Raw genomic sequence first — 17,111 nt, forward strand, 5'->3', positions numbered from 1 at the left:
TCTTCCTCCGGCCTTATTACGATACGGTGGGTAGCGTTATGAAAGCAGACCCCGGTTCGGTTGACAAGGGGCACACGGCCGGGCGGCCGCGCGACCCGCGTATCGACGCTGCCATATTGCGCGCGACCACGGATCTGCTTGTGGAAATCGGCTATTCGAACGTGACTATGGCCGCGGTCGCCGAGAGGGCGGGCACCACGAAGACCGCGCTGTATCGCCGATGGTCGAGCAAGGCGGAGCTGGTTCATGAGGCCGCGTTTCCCGCCGCGCCCACGGCGATCGCGACGCCGCCGGGGGATTTCCGCGCTGACGTGCGGGCCATGATCGCGGCCACCGCGAACGTATTCAGCAGCCCGGTGGTGCGTGCGGCGCTGCCTGGCCTGATCGCCGACATGTCCGCCGACGCCGAGCTGAACGAGCGTGTGATGAGCCGTTTCATCGACGTGTTCGCCGCGGTGCGGACGCGGCTTGCCGATGCGCTGCAGCGGGGCGACGCGCACGCCGACATCGACCCGCAGCGGCTGATCGAGGTGATCGGCGGGGCGACGATGTTGCGGCTTCTGCTGTCGCCGGGAACGGATCTCGACGACGAATGGATCGACCAGACGACCGCCATCGTCGCCCATGGTGTGATTGCCTGACGCCGTGGTTCATCAACCTTTCCCACAGACTGGCGCTCCGCGCTGGTGTTGGTTCCCCATCCCGACGATCCCGAATACGGGGTGGCGGCCGCGGTCGCCAAGTGGACGTCGCAAGGCAAGCACGTCCACTTTGCGTTGGCGTGCCGCGGCGAGGCCGGCATCCCCGGCATGCCCCGAGAGGAATGCGGTCGGCTACGCGAACGCGAGCAACTGACGTCCTCGGCGGTCGTCGGGGTGAACGACGTCCAGTCCTGGGACTTCCCCGACAGCAAGATCTTCAACACGCCCGAACTCCGGGCGAAGATCGCCGAGACCATCATCGAGATCGCGCCCGACGTCGTCGTCACCCTCTATAGCGGGCCCGAGTGGGCGGCCGGCGCCCCGAACCAGCGCGATCATATCGAGTTCTCTAATGCCGCTGCCGCCGCGTATGATTCGCTGCCCGAAAAGCCGCGGTGGTTCTTCGAGAACGGTCCGCTCGGCACGCACCGCGAGGTCGTTGACGATTTCATCGACGTCGCTGAATCCGTTGCTCGCCGAAGCTCTTACCGTAGCTCTGTGACTGTGGCGCTGCCGCCTGTTGAGTGAACCATCACCAGGGGTGCGCTCGGCGTTGTGGTTTGCGGCACCGTCACCGTCGTCTCCCCGTCACGTGCCCCGGACTGCGCGAGTACTCGATACGGACCGGAAGCGGGTAGCCGCACAGTCACATCACCCTCCGCGACCGCTTCCATGGTGCGGGGGGTTTCTCGGAAATCCACGGAGATGCCGCCGGATTCGGTGGCTGCTCTGAATGAATCGGAAACGGCGATCGCGGTGCTGGTCCTGATGTCACCGTGGTGCAGGTTGATGTCAACCCGGCGGGCTCTGCCGCCCAGCACAACCCCGCCGTCGTGTGTGTTGGCCACCAGTTGATCGAGGTCGCTATGTGCGGACAGCGAGCCGGACTGCTGGTTGACGGTCATGCTCAATTGTCGTGCGACAGTGGGCGGGAGCACGACCTCGATCTCTCCGTTACGGATAAACCGTGCGAAGCCGGAACCGCTCTGGAGAACCGTGACCCGGCCGCTGGCGCCCTCGTTGGCGACCGCCAGGTGGATGTCGTCGGTGTTGGCGGTAATACGCAGATTGACGCGAGGCTCCGTGGCGTCGTCGTCGCTGATAAGGCGGACGCTCAGCGGGATGTCGCCGGTGTCGAGTGTTAGCAACCGCACGCCATACGGCAGCTTCTCTGTTTCTGTCACTAGGCGTAGGCCACTGAGCCCGTAGGCTAGAGCGCCGAGGACGCCCAGCGTGCCGAGAGAAAGCAAGACGGCGAGAAAAACGAGTACAACGCGCACCGCGGCGCGGCGGCGACTGGACAGCGTGGGCGCCGAAAGCTGGGAAGCGCCAGCACCCGGCCCGTCAAGATCGGGCGGTGTCTGGCATGCGACGTTCGTCCTCCTCAGGTCTACTCCTGCCCGTGGTAGTCCAGATGCGCGGCGGCGCGCTTGAGTACAAGCACCACATCGGCTTTGGTAGTGGACGCGTCGTCGTTGTATGCCCGAAGGCTCGGCCAATCCGGCTCGGCGGCGGAATTGGCCATTTCCAGTATCAAGCTCTCCAGGCGATCAACCTGCTTGTGTACCGCTTGGGGCGACATGACTTGCCAGTAGCCCGACGCCACCCGCAGCGCACCTTCGAGGCAGAACTTGCAGGGGATCGCGCCACTCTCGGTGCGCGTCATATAACTTCCCGGCCCGACGCGCTCGGTGCGAACCCGCACCCATTCGTCCGGGGACCCGACAACGGGATTCACTTGATTACCATCGGCGTCGCGGCAGTAGGTGCCCTGCGTCCATCCCTCGTCAACCTCGATCAGTGCGAGCGCGTCCTCGATCACTCCCCGGTCATTCTTCATCATCATATTTCCGGCGGGTTGCAGTCGGTCGATCGATGTCATGATCGTGTCCTTCCTCTAAGACTCGAGATAGTGCAAGACGGCCAGCACGCGGCGATTCTCGGTGTCATCGGGGGCCAGTCCCAGCTTTGTGAAGATGGAGGCGATGTGCTTTTCGGCGGAGCCGGTCGACATGTGCAACGTGGCGGCGATCGCCGAGTTGGTCCTGCCTTCGGCCATGAGCTGCAATACCTCGCGTTCGCGGGGCGTCAGCTGATCCAAGGCGCTGCGGCGATGCGACCGCGCGAGTATCTGGGACACCACTTCGGGGTCGAGGAGAGTTCCGCCGCTGCCGACGACCTCGACCGCGTCCAGAAATGCCGGCACATCAGCGACGCGGTCCTTGAGCAGGTATCCGAAGCCGCGGGTGTCCGACGCGATCAGGTCGGAGGCGTAACGCTCTTCGACGTAGTGCGACAAGACCATTACGGCCGACTCGGGATTCTGGCTCCGCAGCAACGCTGCGGCGCGGATCCCCTCATCGGTGAACGTCGGCGGCATCCTCACATCGACGATCACAAGATCAGGGTGCGTTTCGTTGACCAGAGATGTCAGGTTTGAGGCATCGGCCACCTCCGCTACCACCTCGTGGCCGGCGTCGACGAGGATGCGCGCAATACCTCCGCGCAGAAGGGCCGAGTCCTCGGCGATCACTATTCGCATGGCAGCACCGCAGTGACAGTCGTAGACCCGCTGGCGGGACTGGAAACCGTGAACGTGCCGCGGGCAGCGCGTACCCGCTCCGCCAGACCACGCAGGCCCGTGGCGGTCGAGCTGTGGCTGATCTGTGCGCCGCCCCGACCATCGTCGAATACGGAAACGTGGAGCTTGTTCTCGTTCTGGTCGAGTCGCACCGTCACGGCGGCCCGCGTTGCCTGTGCGTGTTTGGCGACGTTGGTGAGTGCCTCGGCGACTACGAAGTAGGCGACGGATTCGGTTTCCGAAGGGATGCGCCGACTGAGATCGATGTCCAGCGTTGTCGGGACGGCGGCGCGCTGCACCACCGAGGAGAGGGCTGCGTCTAGGCCGCGGTCGGCGAGGATGGTCGGTGCGATGCCGCGGACGACGTTACGCAGCTCTACCAAGGCGGTTTTCGCATCGTCGAGAGCCTCGGCCATCAATCCCTTGGCGGCAACTGGATCGTTGTCGAACTTGGTTTGGGCGAGGCCGATTGTCATCGCCAGTGACACGAGGCGGGGTTGCACGCTGTCGTGCAGGTCACGTTCGATGCGGTGGCGCTCGGTCTGGGCGGACGAGACTGCGCCCAGCCTGGCGTCAGCGAGCGCATTCACCTCGCGTTGAAGCATCGCGGCCGGCGATGGCGAGAGCAGCCACCCGTCGATTTTGGCGTCGAGAATAGGAGCGAATATCACTATGGCGACTGCAGCCGCTAACGCGATCGCGGCCAGCGGCCAGGCCAACGCGGGCGAAATGAATGACAGTCCGGCGTCTTGAGGCCGGTTCGCGGCGATCGCGGCGGCTGGTGCCAGCAATGCGAATGCCAGCAGAATGAGCGCGAGCCCGGTGGCTGCCAGGTCGTAGACCATCCGGAGGAAATGGTGTAGGCAGCCCTTCCAGAACCGGGCGCTGGTGATGTCCAGCCCGATCTGCTGGAGCCAACCTTGAACGCCCGTGGAATCGGCCATCTTCCGGGGCGGTACCGAGATCGCCATGCCGAAGACGGCCTCGCTACGCCGACGCTCGAGCCATTCGACGCCCCGCATCAGGTAGAGGAACGTGAGGAGGGCAAGCACGAATCCGATCACTGACGGGATGGTCATGATGCCGACGAATACGATCGAGAGTGGCACCCACAGCCAAATCGCGCCGATCGCCGCACCGACGATCATCGATGAGGTGGGCACGAGGCCCATGCGACGGATCTTCGGCTGCATCGTCGTGGCGGGCGTTCGCGGCTGGGCGCCTTGATCGGTGATTGCGACCATGTCTTCAACGTACGGAGTGTCGAGGTGATCTAACAACGGCGATTACCGGAGAAGTTGGCGGGGGTTACCCCCCATTGCCGTCGCCGTCAGTTTGGAGTCTGACCGCTGGACCGGGGTCGCGGAGTTGTCAGCTGTCGATCTGCCGCTTGTTGCGCTCGGCGACCGCACGAAATTGGTCGCCGAGTCCCTCGAAGTCGCGGTGCTGCTTGAAGGCAATGTTCTCCTCGGCGGCCAGCGCGGGATCAATGACCGTCGCCGCGCCGGTGGTGTAAATCTCCTTGAGCCCGAGCATCGTTGGGCCCGGTACCTCGGCGATCTGCGTTGCCAACTCCACAGCGCGCTCGAGCAGTTTCTCGTGTGCGACGACCTCTGTGACCAATCCGATCCGCTCGGCGCGCGCGGCATCGACGACTTCACCCGTCATCGACAGTCTGCGGGCCATCGCGTGGCCCACGACCTGCGGCAGCCGCGCTGTCATCCCACCGCCGGGAAGAATTCCCACGCGCGCATGAGTGTCGGCGAACACGGCCCGCTCCGAGGCGATGAGGAAGTCACAGCCGAGCGCCATCTCCAGGCCACCGGTGAATACCGCACCGTTGATGGCGCCGATGATCGGCGTGCGCATGTTGCCCGTCGCGGCGATGCAGCTCTGCGAGCGGAACTCCTCGAAATAGCCGAGCCCGTCGCGCTGAGCCTCCTTCAGGTCCACGCCGGCGCAGAATGCGGGATCCGCTCCCGTCAGCACCACGGCCCGCACCGACTCGTTGGTGTCGGCCTCGGTCAACGCCGTGTACGCCGCGCGGATCAAGCCTCGACTCAACGCGTTCCGTGCCTCGGGCCGGTTCAGCGTCAACACCCGAACCGGGCCGCGATCCTCACTCAGAACAAGCACGTCTACCCCTCTCGCCGAGATCGACGTAATAGCGCGATCTTGTCGCAACTTTGCGCCCCATTTATGGGCTTGGGCGCAACTAGTCGACGCTAGCGCAGGAACTGGTTGGCGAGGTTCGCCACGTCCAGCAGGGGCTGCGGCAGCGCTCCGAGCGCAAACGTCACGGCGGCAGTGATCGTGATGACGGCCGTGCTCAGGAAGCTCGGCACCACCACGTCGGGCGCGTCGTCGGGCGGGTCGGTGAAGAACATGAGCACGATGACCCGCACATAGAAATACGCCGCGATGGCGCTGGCGATCACGCCGACAATCACCAACGGAATGGCACCACCCTCGCCGGCGGCCTTGAACACCGCGAACTTGCTGACGAAACCGCTCGTCAACGGGATGCCCGCGAACGCCAGCAGAAACAGCGAGAACACAATGCCGACGATGGGATAGCGCCGGCCGAGCCCGGCCCAGCGCACCATCGCGGTCTCTTCGTCGCCGCCCTTGTCGCGAACCAGGCCGACGACGGCGAAGGCGCCCAGCGTGCTGAACCCGTAGGCGAAAAGATAGAACAGCGTCGACGACAGGCCCGACTCGTTGAGCGCGATCACACCGGTCAATATGAATCCGGTATGCGCCACCGCCGAATACGCGAGCATCCGCTTGACGTCGGATTGCGTCACCGCGGTGACGGTACCGACCACCATCGTCAGGATCGCGATAGCCCACAGCACCGGCCGCCACTCGCCGCGGATCTCCGGCACCGCCACATAGAAGATGCGCAGCAGGGCGCCGAAGGCCGCGATCTTGGTCGCCGCGGCCATGAACGCCGTAATCGGCGTCGGCGCACCCTGATACACGTCGGGAATCCAGGAGTGGAACGGCACCGCACCAACCTTGAACAGCACACCAACCAGCAGCAGGCCCACGCCAATCAACGCCAGTGACGCCTTGCCGGTGTTGCCGTGGATCGCATCGGCGATGCCGATCAGGCTCAGCGTGCCGGAGTACCCGTACAGCATCGCCGAGCCGTACAAGAAGAAGGCCGACGAAAACGCGCCCAGCAGAAAGTACTTCAGCGCCGCTTCCTGGGAGAGCAGACGGCGGCGCCGGGCCAGCCCGCACATCAGGTACAGCGGCAGCGACAGCACCTCGAGCGCGATGAACATCGTCAGCAGATCATCGGCAGCGGGGAACAGCAGCATCCCGCCGACGGCGAACAGCGTCAGCGGAAATACCTCGGTCTGCATCACGCCGGTCGTGACGGCCTGCTTCTCGGCGACGCTGCCGACGACCGCCGATGCCTGCGGCGTGAACGAATCAAGGCCGCGCACAACCCGTTCTGATTCCGACTCCACTTCGGCAGGGATACGTCGTTCGGCGATCAGCAGCACTCCGAGGATGCCGACGAGCAGAATCGTGCCCTGCAGGAACAGCGCCGGGGTGTCGACGGCGACGGACCCGATGACCGCGGTGCGGCCGGTGTTCCCGTGCAGATCGCGGGTCACCTGCACCACCGCCACGAATGCGGCGGCCAGTCCGGCCAGGCTGAGGACGACTTGGGTAGCGTAGCGACGCTCACGCGAGACGAACGCCTCCACCAGGACGCCGGCGATGGCCGCTCCGAACACGATCAGCATCGGCGACAGCAGGCCGTATTCGACGCTGGGCGTTGGCAGGTTCATCGCGGGCCGCCTTCCGCCAGTTTGGGTGTGGGATCGGGTTGGTCCACGGTGGTCAGCGTGTGGCTGACGGCCGGGTTGATCACGTCCAGAGCTACTTTCGGATAGACACCGAGGACCAGCAGAAGCGCGATCAACGGCGCGACCACGACAAGTTCGCGGGGGAGCAGATCACGCAGCCGGTCGTTTCCTTCGATGACCGGCCCGCCCATCATCCGCTGGTACATCCATAGGATGTAGATCGCCGAGAGCACCAGCGCCAGTGATGCCACCACGGCCAGCGCCGGGTAACGGGTGAATGTGCCGATCAGCACCAGGAACTCGCTGATGAAGGGCGCCAGGCCGGGCAGCGATAGCGTCGCCAGCCCGGCGACCAGGAAGGTGCCCGCCAACACCGGTGCCACCTTCTGCACGCCTCCGAAGGCGCTAATCAGTCGAGTTCCCCTGCGCGACACCAGGAAACCGGCGATCAGGAACAGCGCGGCGGTCGAGATGCCGTGATTGACCATGTACAAGGTCGAGCCAGACTGGCCCTGGCTCGTCATCACGAAGATCCCGAGGATGATGAAGCCGAAGTGCGAGATCGACGTGTAGGCGATCAGCCGCATGACGTCGGTCTGTCCGATGGCCAAAACAGCGCCGTACACGATGCCGATGACGGCCAACGTGATGATCAGCGGCCGGAAATAGCTTGAGGCGTCGGGGAACAACTGCAGGCAGAACCGCAGCATGCCGAACGTGCCGACCTTGTCCATGATCGCCATCATCAGCACAGCGCTGGCCGGGGTGGCCTCGACGGCGGCGTCGGGCAGCCACCGGTGGAACGGCCACAGCGGCGCCTTGACCGCGAACGCGAACATGAAACCGAGGAACAGCGCGTTGAGGATGGCGGGGTTGACGTTCAGCGCACCGCTGGACACCGCGTCGACAATGGCCCGGAAATCGAAAGTACCCGAGTCGAACACGTCGCTCTGGGCGGTCACCACGTAGAGGCCGATGACCGCGGCGAGCATGACCAAGCCGCCGAAGAGGTTGTACAGCAGGAACTTCACCGCTGCCTTGGACCGGTGCTCGCCGCCGAACCCGCCGATGAGGAAGTACATCGGGATGAGCATCGCCTCGAAGAAGACGTAGAACAGCAGCACGTCCAGCGAGATCAGCGACATGACGACCATGCCCTCGACCGCCAGCGTCAGCGCCAGATAGGTGTGAGTGGAGCGGCCGCGCAGTCCCTCCTGGGCGTCGGCATCATTCCAGCCCGCGATGATCAGCAGCGGCACCAGCACGGCGGTGAGGACGATCAGCGCCAATGCGATGCCATCGATGCCGAGGATGTAGCCGGTGCCGAATGACGGTATCCACGGCTGGTCTTCGACGAATTGGTACTGCGGACCGCCCGGATCGAACCCGACGGCCAGGATGACGGCGAGCACAAGCACGACCACCGACACCAGCAGGCCGAACCACTTCGCTGCGGCGCGGGCGGACGCGGGAATCAGCATCACCAGCGCGGCGCCCAGCATCGGCACCGCCCACATGATGGTCAGCCACGGCACGCCGGCGGTCACCACAGTTGCACCGCCAGGATCACCGCGACCACGAGTGCCGCGCCGGCCAGCATCGACAGGGCATAAGAGCGCGCGAAACCGGTCTGCACCTGCCGCAGCCCGTCAGACACTCGCCCGACCACGGCAGCCAGGCCGCTGCCGGCGCCGTCGATACCCTTGTCGTCGATCCAGACCAGATCCTTGGTCAGGACTTGTCCGGGCTTCATCAGCAGCTCCTCGTTGATCGCATCACCGTAGAGGTCACGGCGGGCCGCGACGGTCAGCGCCGAAACCTTTTCGGGCGCAACGTCGGGCACCGCCTTCTGCGCGTACATCCGGTAGGCGACGAGGATGCCGACCGCGACGACCGACAGCGCGACGACGGTGATCACCCAGGCCGGTGCGACGTGGTGCACCTCCTCGGCGCCGACCACGGGTTCCAGCCACTGCTCCAACGTGCCGCCGATGGCCAGCAGCCCGCCCGCCGCGACCGAGCCGACGGCCAGCAGGATCATCGGCCACGTCATCACCGCCGGCGCCTCGTGCGGGTGGACCTCCGGTTTCCACCGTCGCTCGCCGAAGAACGTCATCAACATGACGCGGGTCATGTAGAAGGCGGTGATGCCCGCACCGAGCAACGCCGCGCCGCCGAGCACCACGCCCTTGACTCCGCCTGCGTTGAAAGCGGTTTCGATGATCGCGTCCTTCGAGAAAAATCCGGCGAACGGCGGGACGCCGATGATCGCGAGGTACCCGAGCCCGAACGTGGCGAAGGTGATCGGCAGCAGCTTGCGCAGTCCGCCGTAGTACCGCATGTTCACTTCGTCGTCCATCGCGTGCATGACCGAGCCCGCGCCGAGGAACAGTCCGGCCTTGAAGAAGCCGTGGGTCAGCAGGTGCATGATCGCCACCGCGTAGCCGGCAGGGCCGAGGCCCGCGGCGAGCACCATGTAGCCGATCTGGCTCATGGTCGACGCGGCCAGCGCCTTCTTGATGTCGTCCTTGGCGCAGCCGATGATCGCGCCGAACAACAGCGTGACGGCGCCGACGATGACGACGCCGAGCTGCGCACCCGGCGCGAGATCGAACACCGGGCCCGACCGCACGATCAGGTAGACGCCCGCGGTGACCATCGTGGCGGCGTGGATAAGCGCCGACACCGGCGTCGGGCCCTCCATCGCGTCGCCGAGCCAGGACTGCAGCGGCACCTGCGCCGACTTACCGCAGGCGGCGAGCAACAGCAGCAGCCCGATCGCGTTGAGCGTGCCCTCACTCAGCCGCGGCGCGGCATCGAAGACGCCGTGGAACGAGATCGAGCCGATGTAGGCGAACATCACCATCAGGGCGACGGCGAGGCCGATGTCGCCGACGCGGTTGACCACGAACGCCTTTTTGGCCGCGGTGGCTGCCGACGGCTTGTGCTGCCAGAACCCGATGAGCAGATACGACGCCAGGCCGACGCCTTCCCAGCCGACGTAGAGGCCGAGGTAGTTGTCGGCGAGCACCAGCAGCAGCATCGCCGCCAGGAACAGGTTCAGGTAGGCGAAAAACCTGCGGCGGCCTGGATCTTCGGCCATGTAGCCGACCGAGTAGATGTGGATCAGCGAGCCGACGCCGGTGATCAGCAGCACGAAGCACATCGACAGTTGGTCGAGCTGTAGGCCGAAGTCGACGTGCAGTTCGCCGACCGGTACCCAGGAGAACAGTCTCTCGGTGACGATCCGCTCCTCGCCGGGGCGGCCGAGCATGTCGGCGAACAGAAGCGCGCCGACGACGAAGGACGCCAGCGACGCCGCACATCCCAGCAGGTGGCCCCACGGGTTGGACCACTTGCCGGACAGCAACAGTATGGCCGCCCCGGCCAGGGGCAGCGCAATCAGGAGCCAAACCGGAATCGTCATCGGGCCCTTAGTTTTTCAGCAGGCTGGCGTCGTCGACCGAGGCCGAGCGACGGGTACGGAAAATGGTCATGATGATCGCCAGGCCGACGACGACCTCGCAGGCGGCCACCACCATGGTGAAGAAGGCCACCACCTGACCGTCGAGGTGACCATGCATGCGCGAGAACGACACGAAGGCGAGGTTGGCCGCGTTCAGCATCAGCTCCACGCACATGAACATCACGATGGCGTTGCGGCGCAGCAGAACTCCCGACGCACCGATGGTGAACAACAGCGCGGAGAGGTACAGATAGTTATCGGGATTCACTTCGCGCTCCCGTCCGTTGATTCTTGCGGCTGGTCACTGACCCGACGCCGTTGCAGGATCGCGGCGACCGACAGCTCAGAGCCTGAGCCGTCGGGCAGCCGCGCCTCGATGTCCACGGCGTTGTGCCGGGCGAACACACCCGGACCCGGCATGGGTGTGGGATGGCCGCCGGGCCGGAATCGTTCTTCGGCGAGTTCGCGCTGAGTCTTGGCGCGTTCGAAGCGCTCGCGGTGCGCCAGCACCATGGCGCCGAGCGCGGCGGTGATCAGCAGCGCGCCGGTCAGCTCGAACGCCCACAGGTAGCGGGTGAAGATCAAAGCCGCCAGGCCCTCGACGTTGCCGCTGCTGTTGGCTTCGGGCAGTCCCGTGAAACCGGCCACCGACACATTGCCGATCCCGGCGATCAGCAGGACGCCGAAGCCGAAACCGGCGATCAGCGCGGCAACCCGTTGTCCGCGAATCGTTTCCGTGAACGACTCGGTCAGATCGACGCCGACAAGCATCAGCACGAAGAGGAACAGCATCATGACCGCGCCGGTGTAGACGACCACCTGCACGACGCCGAGGAACAGCGCTTCCTGCGCGATGTAGAGCACCGCGAGCGAGATCATGGTCGAAGCAAGGAAAATCGCAGAATACACGGCCTTGGGCGCGGCGACCACGCCGATGGCACCGAGCAGGGCCACCGCGCCGAGCACCCAGAACACGACCGCTTCCGCCGTCGACGTCACCGCGCTTCCTCCGATACCTTTTCCGCTCCTTGCGTGTGCGAGACAGGCTTGATATTGCCCAGGTAATAGTCCTCGTCGGTGCTGCCGGGCTGCATCGGGTGCGGCGGTGCCACCATTCCCGGCTTCAGCGGCGCGAGCAGTTTGTCCTTGCCCCAGATGAGGTCTGCCCGGTTGTCGTCGGCCATCTCGTATTCGTTGGTCATCGTCAACGCGCGGGTGGGGCATGCCTCGATGCACAGGCCGCAGCCGATGCAGCGCAGGTAGTTGATTTGATACACGCGGCCGTAGCGCTCGCCCGGCGAGTAGCGCTCCTCCGGGGTGTTGTTGTCGCCCTCGACGTAGATCGCGTCGGCGGGGCAGGCCCACGCGCACAGCTCGCAGCCGATGCACTTCTCCAGCCCGTCGGGGTAGCGGTTGAGCTGATGGCGCCCGTGGTAACGCTTCGCGACCGGGCCCGGCTTTTCCGGATACTCCTCGGTGATCGGCTTCTTGAACATGGTGCCGAACGTGACCGCGAAGCCGGCGATTGCGTCGAGGAACTTAGGCATGAGTGGTCTCCTTTGCTTTCTGTGCTCCTCGCGTCCGCTCTGCTTCTTGTGCTCCTCGCGTCCGCTCTGCAGGCAGCGGCGGCACCGGGAACGCGCCGTCGTCGACGGCCTGCACCGGTATCGTGCGCACCGTCCTGGCCCGCAGCGTCCGCCACAGCAACGCGGCTACCAGCAGTGCGACCACCGTGCCGACGGCGATCAACCCGGTGCTCCAAGCGGTTTCACCGGCGTTGCGTAGGGCGCGCGCGGTCGACACGATCGCGATCCACACCAACGACACCGGTATCAGGACCTTCCAGCCCAGCGCCATGAACTGGTCGTAGCGCAGGCGCGGCAGCGTGGCGCGCAGCCAGAAGTAGAAGAACAGGAACGCCCACACCTTGGCGGTGAACCACAGCAGCGGCCACCAGCCGGTGTTAGCGCCATCCCACATGTTGATCGGCCATGGTGCGTGCCAGCCTCCGAGGAACATCGTGGTGGCCAGGGCCGACACTGTCGTCATGTTGACGTATTCGGCGAGCATGAACATCGCGAACTTCAGCGACGAGTACTCGGTGTGGAAGCCGCCGACGAGCTCACCCTCGGCCTCGGGCAGATCGAAAGGCGCACGGTTGGTTTCGCCGACCATCGAGGTCAGGTACACCAAAAACGACGGCAGCAGCACGAACACAAACCACCGGCCGTCCTGGGCGCCAACGATTCCCGACGTCGACATGGTGCCTGCGAACAGGAACACCGTCGCGAACGACAGTGCCATCGCGATCTCGTAAGAGATCACCTGCGCCGACGACCGCAGACCGCCGAGCAGCGGGTAGGTCGAGCCCGACGCCCACCCGGCCAGCACGATGCCGTACACCCCGATCGAGGTGACCGCAAGGATGTAGAGCACCGCCACCGCAAGGTCGGTCAGCTGCAGCGGAGTTCGGTGACCGAACACCGACACCACGGGCCCCATTGGGATGACCGCGAAGGCCAGAAACGCGGGCACCGTCGAAATCACCGGCGCCATTAGATAAATCGGCTTGTCCACCCCCGCCGGGATCAGCCCTTCCTTCAACCCGAGCTTCAGCCCGTCGACGAGTGACTGCAGCAGACCCTTCGGGCCGACCCGGTTGGGCCCGAAACGCATCTGCATGCGGCCCAACAGCTTGCGTTCGATCAGGATCGCGGCCAGCACCGTCAGCAGCAGGAACACGAAGATTCCGACCGCCTTGATCAGGATCAGCCAGATCGGGTCGTGCCCGAAGGCCGAGAGGTCCGTCGCCGTTGAATAGTTCACCGTTCAGCCCGTCCGATTGAGACCACGGCGCCCGCGGTCACCCCGAGTTGTTGGTACACCGCCGATCCCGGCGAGTTCAGTGGCAGCCACACCACCCGGTCATCCATATCGGTGATCTCGAGCGGCAACGTGATCTCGCCGTTGCTGGTGGCGACAGTGACGGAGTCGCCTTCCGTCGCACCGATTTCGGCGGATGTGGTCGCTGACAGGCGAACGACCGGTGGTCGCGCGGTTCCGGCAAGGTAGGGCTCGCCGTCCTGCAGCCGACCGGAGTCCAGCAGCATCCGCCAGCTGGCCAGCACCGCTTCACCCTTGCCCGGTTCGGGGGCGATACCGGCCGAAACGTCCGGGGCGCCCGGTCGTGTACCGCCCCACCAGCCGAGCCGCGCCAGTTCCTCGCCTGCGGCCCCCGCATCCGGCAGCCCGAGGTCCACGCCGAGCTCGTCGGCCAACGTGTACAGCACCCGCAGATCGGGCGTCGCATTGCTGGTCAGCGACGGCGGAAAGGGCCGAATCCTGCCCTCCCAGTTGATGAACGAGCCGCCCTTCTCCACCACGGGCGCAACGGGAAACACCACGTCGGCGAGCCCGGTGACGGCGCTTTCCCGCAGCTCGAGGCTGACGACGAACGACACCGCGTCGATGGCAACCAGGGCCTCGTCAGGGTCGGGCAGATCGGCGAGTTCTACGCCGCCGATCAGCAGCGCGCCCAGTTCGCCGCTGGCCGCCGCCGCGAGGATGCCGGCCGTGTCGCGGCCGGGGCCAGCAGGCACGTCGGAGATGTGCCAGGCGGCCGCCGTCTGCTCCCGCGCGGCGGCATCGCTGACCGGACGTCCGCCCGGCAGTAGGTTGGGCAGCGCGCCTGCCTCCACCGCCCCGCGGTCGCCCGCACGCCGTGGCACCCAGCCGAGGCGGGCTCCGGTCGCCGCCGCCAATCTGGCTGCTGCAGAAAGCGCCCCGCGCGATGCGGACAGCCGCTCGCCGACCAGGATGATCGCCCCGGGCTGGTGCAGCAGTGTCTCCTCGGTCAGCCCGTCCAGCGCCGCCGCTTCACCGCCGGGCACCGTGCGGATGAGTCGCCCAGACATCTTGGTCAGGCCGCGGGTCTCGAACGGCGCGATGGCCAGCACCTGAACACCGTTCTTGCGGGCGGCCTTGCGCAGCCGCAGAAAGACGATCGGCGATTCATCCTCCGGCTCGAAGCCGGCCAGCAACACCGCCGGCGCCTTCTCCAGGTCGGCATAGGTGACCGTCATCGGCTGCCCCGCGACATGGGCGGCGAGAAAGTCGGCCTCTTCGTCGCTGTGCGCGCGGATCCGAAAGTCGATGTCATTGGTGGTCAACACCATTCGGGCGAACTTCGAGTAAGCGTAGGCATCCTCAACGGTGCTTCTGCCGCCCACGAGGACACCGGCGCGGCCCGCGGCGGAGGCCAACCCCGTCGCGGCGACGCGCAGCGCCTCCGCCCAGGACGCGGGCCGCAGCTTGCCGTCAGCCTCACGCAGCAGAGGGGTGGTGATGCGATCGCCGACGCCTGCGTAGTTGAACGCCCAGCGGCCCTTGTCGCAGTTCCACTCTTCGTTGACCTCGGGATCGTCGCCGGCCAGCCGGCGCAACACCTTTCCGCGCCGGTGGTCGGTGCGCTGGGCACAGCCCGACGCGCAGTGCTCGCATGCGCTGGGCGTGGACACCAGGTCGAACGGCCGCGCGCGGAACCGGTAGGCGGTGTTGGTCAGGGCGCCGACCGGGCAGATCTGCACGGTGTTGCCGGAGAAGTACGACGAGAACGGTTCGCCGGGCGCGATGCCGACCTGTTGCAATGCACCGCGTTCCAGCAGCTCGATGAACGGATCGCCCGCGATCTGCTGGGAGAACCGCGTACACCGCGCACACAGCACGCATCGTTCGCGGTCCAGCAGCACCTCCGAGGAGATCGGAATCGGTTTGGGGAAGGTGCGTTTGACGTCGGTGAAGCGGGTTTCAGCCCGGCCGTTCGACATGGCCTGGTTCTGCAGCGGGCACTCGCCGCCCTTGTCGCAGACCGGGCAGTCCAGCGGATGGTTGATCAGTAGCAGTTCCATCACCCCGTGCTGCGCCTTGTCGGCGGATTCGGAGGTGAACTGCGTGCGGACCACCATGTCGGGTGTGCAGGTGATGGTGCATGACGCCATCGGCTTGCGCTGGCCCTCGACCTCGACCAGGCACTGCCTGCAGGCGCCCACCGGATCCAGCAGCGGGTGATCGCAGAACCGCGGAATCTGGATGCCCATCAGCTCGGCTGCGCGAATCACCAAGGTGCCCTTGGGCACACTGATCGGCTGGTCGTCGATGATCAGATTCACCAATTCCACTGCCGGCGCATCCTGGCTCGGCTCGGTCACCGTCACGCGCCCACCCCCTCGGTCGCCATCAGCGTCGAGGCGTGTGGATCGAACGGGCAGCCGCCGTTCAGGTGCTCGACGTACTCGTCGCGGAAGAACTTGATCGACGACAGGATGGGGCTCGCCGCGCCGTCACCCAACGCGCAGAACGATTTCCCGAAGATGGTGTCGGAGATGTCCAGCAGCTTTCCGATGTCCTCTTCGGTGCCGTTCCCGGTTTCCAAACGCTCGTAGATCTGGCTCAACCAATAGGTGCCCTCGCGGCACGGGGTGCACTTACCGCACGACTCGTGGGCGTAGAACTCGGTCCAGCGGCGCACCGCGCGCACCACGCACGTCGTCTCGTCGAAGATCTGCAGCGCCTTGGTGCCGAGCATCGACCCGACACCTGCCATGCCCTCGTAATCCAATGGCACGTCGAGATGTTCGGCGGTCAGCAGGGGAGTCGACGACCCGCCGGGCGTCCAGAACTTCAGCTCGTGGCCCGCGCGGACACCGCCCGCATACTCCAGAAGCTCGCGCAACGTGATGCCCAGCGGTGCCTCGTACTGGCCGGGATTGGTGACGTGCCCCGACAGCGAGTACAGCGTGAAGCCGGGCGACTTCTCCGAACCCATCGATCGGAACCAGTCGATGCCGTTGAGCACGATGGGCGGCACGCTGGCGATGGATTCGACGTTGTTCACCACCGTCGGGCAAGCGTACAGGCCGGCCACCGCGGGAAACGGTGGCCGCAGTCGGGGCTGGCCGCGCCTGCCCTCCAACGAGTCGAGCAACGCGGTTTCCTCGCCACAGATGTAGGCGCCGGCGCCCGCGTGCACGACGAGCTCGAGATCGAATCCCGAACCGTTGATGTCGGTGCCGAGGTAGCCGGCCGCGTACGCCTCTGCGACAGCCGCCTGCAGGCGACGCAGCACTGGGACCACCTCACCGCGCACGTAGATGAACGCGTGGTGGGCGCGGATGGCGTACGCGGCAATGATCGCACCCTCGACGAGAAAGTGCGGTGTCGTCAGAATTAGCGGAATGTCCTTGCACGTACCAGGTTCCGACTCGTCGGCGTTGATCACAAGATAGTGCGGCTTGGCCCCGGCGCCGGTGTCGTCCTGCGGGATGAACGACCACTTGGTGCCGGTCGGGAAGCCCGCTCCGCCGCGGCCGCGCAGCCCGGAATCCTTCACGAGCGTGATCACCTCGTCGGGATCCATCGCCAGCGCCTTCTCCAGGGCGCGGTACCCGTCGTGGCGGCGGTAGGTGTCCAGCGACCAGGGTTCGGGTTCGTCCCAGTACCGGCTGAACACGGGTGTCAGGGGAGTAGCAGGTGCCATA

The 17,111-nt window shown here is 65.8% G+C and carries 16 protein-coding genes; 2 read left to right on the forward strand and 14 right to left on the reverse strand.

What is annotated here, in order from left to right; all coding sequences use genetic code 11:
• Positions 1-38 precede the first annotated feature (38 nt).
• A complete protein-coding gene (locus A5651_RS11870; protein WP_066980141.1) occupies positions 39-641 on the forward strand; it encodes a TetR/AcrR family transcriptional regulator in 603 nt (200 codons plus the stop codon).
• Positions 642-686: 45 nt separating this feature from the next.
• Positions 687-1,229: a PIG-L deacetylase family protein gene (locus A5651_RS11875; protein ID WP_231988662.1), complete on the forward strand. Its 543-nt coding sequence runs from the start codon at positions 687-689 to the stop codon at positions 1,227-1,229.
• Here A5651_RS11875 and A5651_RS11880 read toward each other — a convergent pair.
• From A5651_RS11880 to nuoF, 14 genes are all read right to left on the reverse strand, one after another.
• Positions 1,187-1,885, reverse strand: a complete 699-nt coding sequence (locus A5651_RS11880; RefSeq protein WP_082943719.1) for a hypothetical protein — start codon at positions 1,883-1,885, stop codon at positions 1,187-1,189. The two genes, A5651_RS11875 and A5651_RS11880, sit on opposite strands and share 43 nt — an antisense overlap.
• Before the next feature lie 206 nt (positions 1,886-2,091).
• Positions 2,092-2,583 carry a hypothetical protein gene (locus A5651_RS11885; RefSeq protein ID WP_231988663.1) on the reverse strand — a complete coding sequence of 164 codons (492 nt, stop codon included), beginning with the start codon at positions 2,581-2,583 and terminating at the stop codon, positions 2,092-2,094.
• A gap of 15 nt (positions 2,584-2,598) precedes the next feature.
• Complete coding sequence (locus tag A5651_RS11890) at positions 2,599-3,243, reverse strand: response regulator transcription factor (protein ID WP_066980149.1); 645 nt, start codon at positions 3,241-3,243, stop codon at positions 2,599-2,601.
• A complete protein-coding gene (locus A5651_RS11895) occupies positions 3,234-4,526 on the reverse strand; it encodes a sensor histidine kinase (protein ID WP_066980152.1) in 1,293 nt (430 codons plus the stop codon). Before A5651_RS11895 ends, A5651_RS11890 begins: the two co-directional genes overlap by 10 nt.
• Before the next feature lie 127 nt (positions 4,527-4,653).
• Positions 4,654-5,418, reverse strand: coding sequence for an enoyl-CoA hydratase (locus A5651_RS11900; protein WP_231988664.1), 765 nt, complete (start codon positions 5,416-5,418; stop codon positions 4,654-4,656).
• 89 nt (positions 5,419-5,507) lie between these two features.
• Positions 5,508-7,091, reverse strand: coding sequence for an NADH-quinone oxidoreductase subunit NuoN (gene nuoN, locus A5651_RS11905; protein WP_066980155.1), 1,584 nt, complete (start codon positions 7,089-7,091; stop codon positions 5,508-5,510).
• Positions 7,088-8,656, reverse strand: coding sequence for an NADH-quinone oxidoreductase subunit M (locus A5651_RS11910; RefSeq protein WP_082943726.1), 1,569 nt, complete (start codon positions 8,654-8,656; stop codon positions 7,088-7,090). The genes nuoN and A5651_RS11910 overlap by 4 nt, the downstream gene beginning before the upstream one ends.
• Positions 8,653-10,536 (reverse strand): NADH-quinone oxidoreductase subunit L, encoded by a 1,884-nt coding sequence (gene nuoL / locus A5651_RS11915; RefSeq protein WP_066980158.1) that lies wholly within the window; start codon positions 10,534-10,536, stop codon positions 8,653-8,655. The genes A5651_RS11910 and nuoL overlap by 4 nt, the downstream gene beginning before the upstream one ends.
• A gap of 7 nt (positions 10,537-10,543) precedes the next feature.
• Complete coding sequence (gene nuoK, locus A5651_RS11920; protein WP_066980161.1) at positions 10,544-10,843, reverse strand: NADH-quinone oxidoreductase subunit NuoK; 300 nt, start codon at positions 10,841-10,843, stop codon at positions 10,544-10,546.
• On the reverse strand, positions 10,840-11,574 hold the full coding sequence (locus tag A5651_RS11925) for an NADH-quinone oxidoreductase subunit J (RefSeq protein WP_231988665.1): 735 nt from the start codon (positions 11,572-11,574) through the stop codon (positions 10,840-10,842). Before A5651_RS11925 ends, nuoK begins: the two co-directional genes overlap by 4 nt.
• Positions 11,571-12,122, reverse strand: coding sequence for an NADH-quinone oxidoreductase subunit NuoI (gene nuoI, locus A5651_RS11930; protein ID WP_066980164.1), 552 nt, complete (start codon positions 12,120-12,122; stop codon positions 11,571-11,573). Before nuoI ends, A5651_RS11925 begins: the two co-directional genes overlap by 4 nt.
• Positions 12,115-13,401 carry an NADH-quinone oxidoreductase subunit NuoH gene (nuoH, locus tag A5651_RS11935; RefSeq protein ID WP_066980167.1) on the reverse strand — a complete coding sequence of 429 codons (1,287 nt, stop codon included), beginning with the start codon at positions 13,399-13,401 and terminating at the stop codon, positions 12,115-12,117. Before nuoH ends, nuoI begins: the two co-directional genes overlap by 8 nt.
• Positions 13,398-15,788 carry an NADH-quinone oxidoreductase subunit G gene (locus tag A5651_RS11940; protein WP_066980170.1) on the reverse strand — a complete coding sequence of 797 codons (2,391 nt, stop codon included), beginning with the start codon at positions 15,786-15,788 and terminating at the stop codon, positions 13,398-13,400. The genes nuoH and A5651_RS11940 overlap by 4 nt, the downstream gene beginning before the upstream one ends.
• Complete coding sequence (gene nuoF / locus A5651_RS11945) at positions 15,785-17,110, reverse strand: NADH-quinone oxidoreductase subunit NuoF (RefSeq protein WP_066980173.1); 1,326 nt, start codon at positions 17,108-17,110, stop codon at positions 15,785-15,787. The genes A5651_RS11940 and nuoF overlap by 4 nt, the downstream gene beginning before the upstream one ends.
• Position 17,111 lies beyond the last annotated feature (1 nt).

This window comes from Mycobacterium sp. 1274761.0, from assembly GCF_001668615.1.
In the GTDB taxonomy this organism is placed as follows: domain Bacteria; phylum Actinomycetota; class Actinomycetes; order Mycobacteriales; family Mycobacteriaceae; genus Mycobacterium.

Excerpts from the sequence above, each read along its gene's own strand:
- A5651_RS11890 (WP_066980149.1), bottom strand. The coding sequence starts at position 3,243 with ATGCGAATAGTGATCGCCGAGGACTCGGCCCTTCTGCGCGGAGGTATT.
- nuoI (WP_066980164.1), bottom strand. The coding sequence starts at position 12,122 with ATGCCTAAGTTCCTCGACGCAATCGCCGGCTTCGCGGTCACGTTCGGC.
- A5651_RS11885 (WP_231988663.1), bottom strand. The coding sequence starts at position 2,583 with ATGACATCGATCGACCGACTGCAACCCGCCGGAAATATGATGATGAAG.
- A5651_RS11895 (WP_066980152.1), bottom strand. The coding sequence starts at position 4,526 with ATGGTCGCAATCACCGATCAAGGCGCCCAGCCGCGAACGCCCGCCACG.
- nuoN (WP_066980155.1), bottom strand. The coding sequence starts at position 7,091 with ATGAACCTGCCAACGCCCAGCGTCGAATACGGCCTGCTGTCGCCGATG.
- nuoF (WP_066980173.1), bottom strand. The coding sequence starts at position 17,110 with ATGGCACCTGCTACTCCCCTGACACCCGTGTTCAGCCGGTACTGGGAC.
- nuoL (WP_066980158.1), bottom strand. The coding sequence starts at position 10,536 with ATGACGATTCCGGTTTGGCTCCTGATTGCGCTGCCCCTGGCCGGGGCG.
- A5651_RS11870 (WP_066980141.1), top strand. The coding sequence starts at position 39 with ATGAAAGCAGACCCCGGTTCGGTTGACAAGGGGCACACGGCCGGGCGG.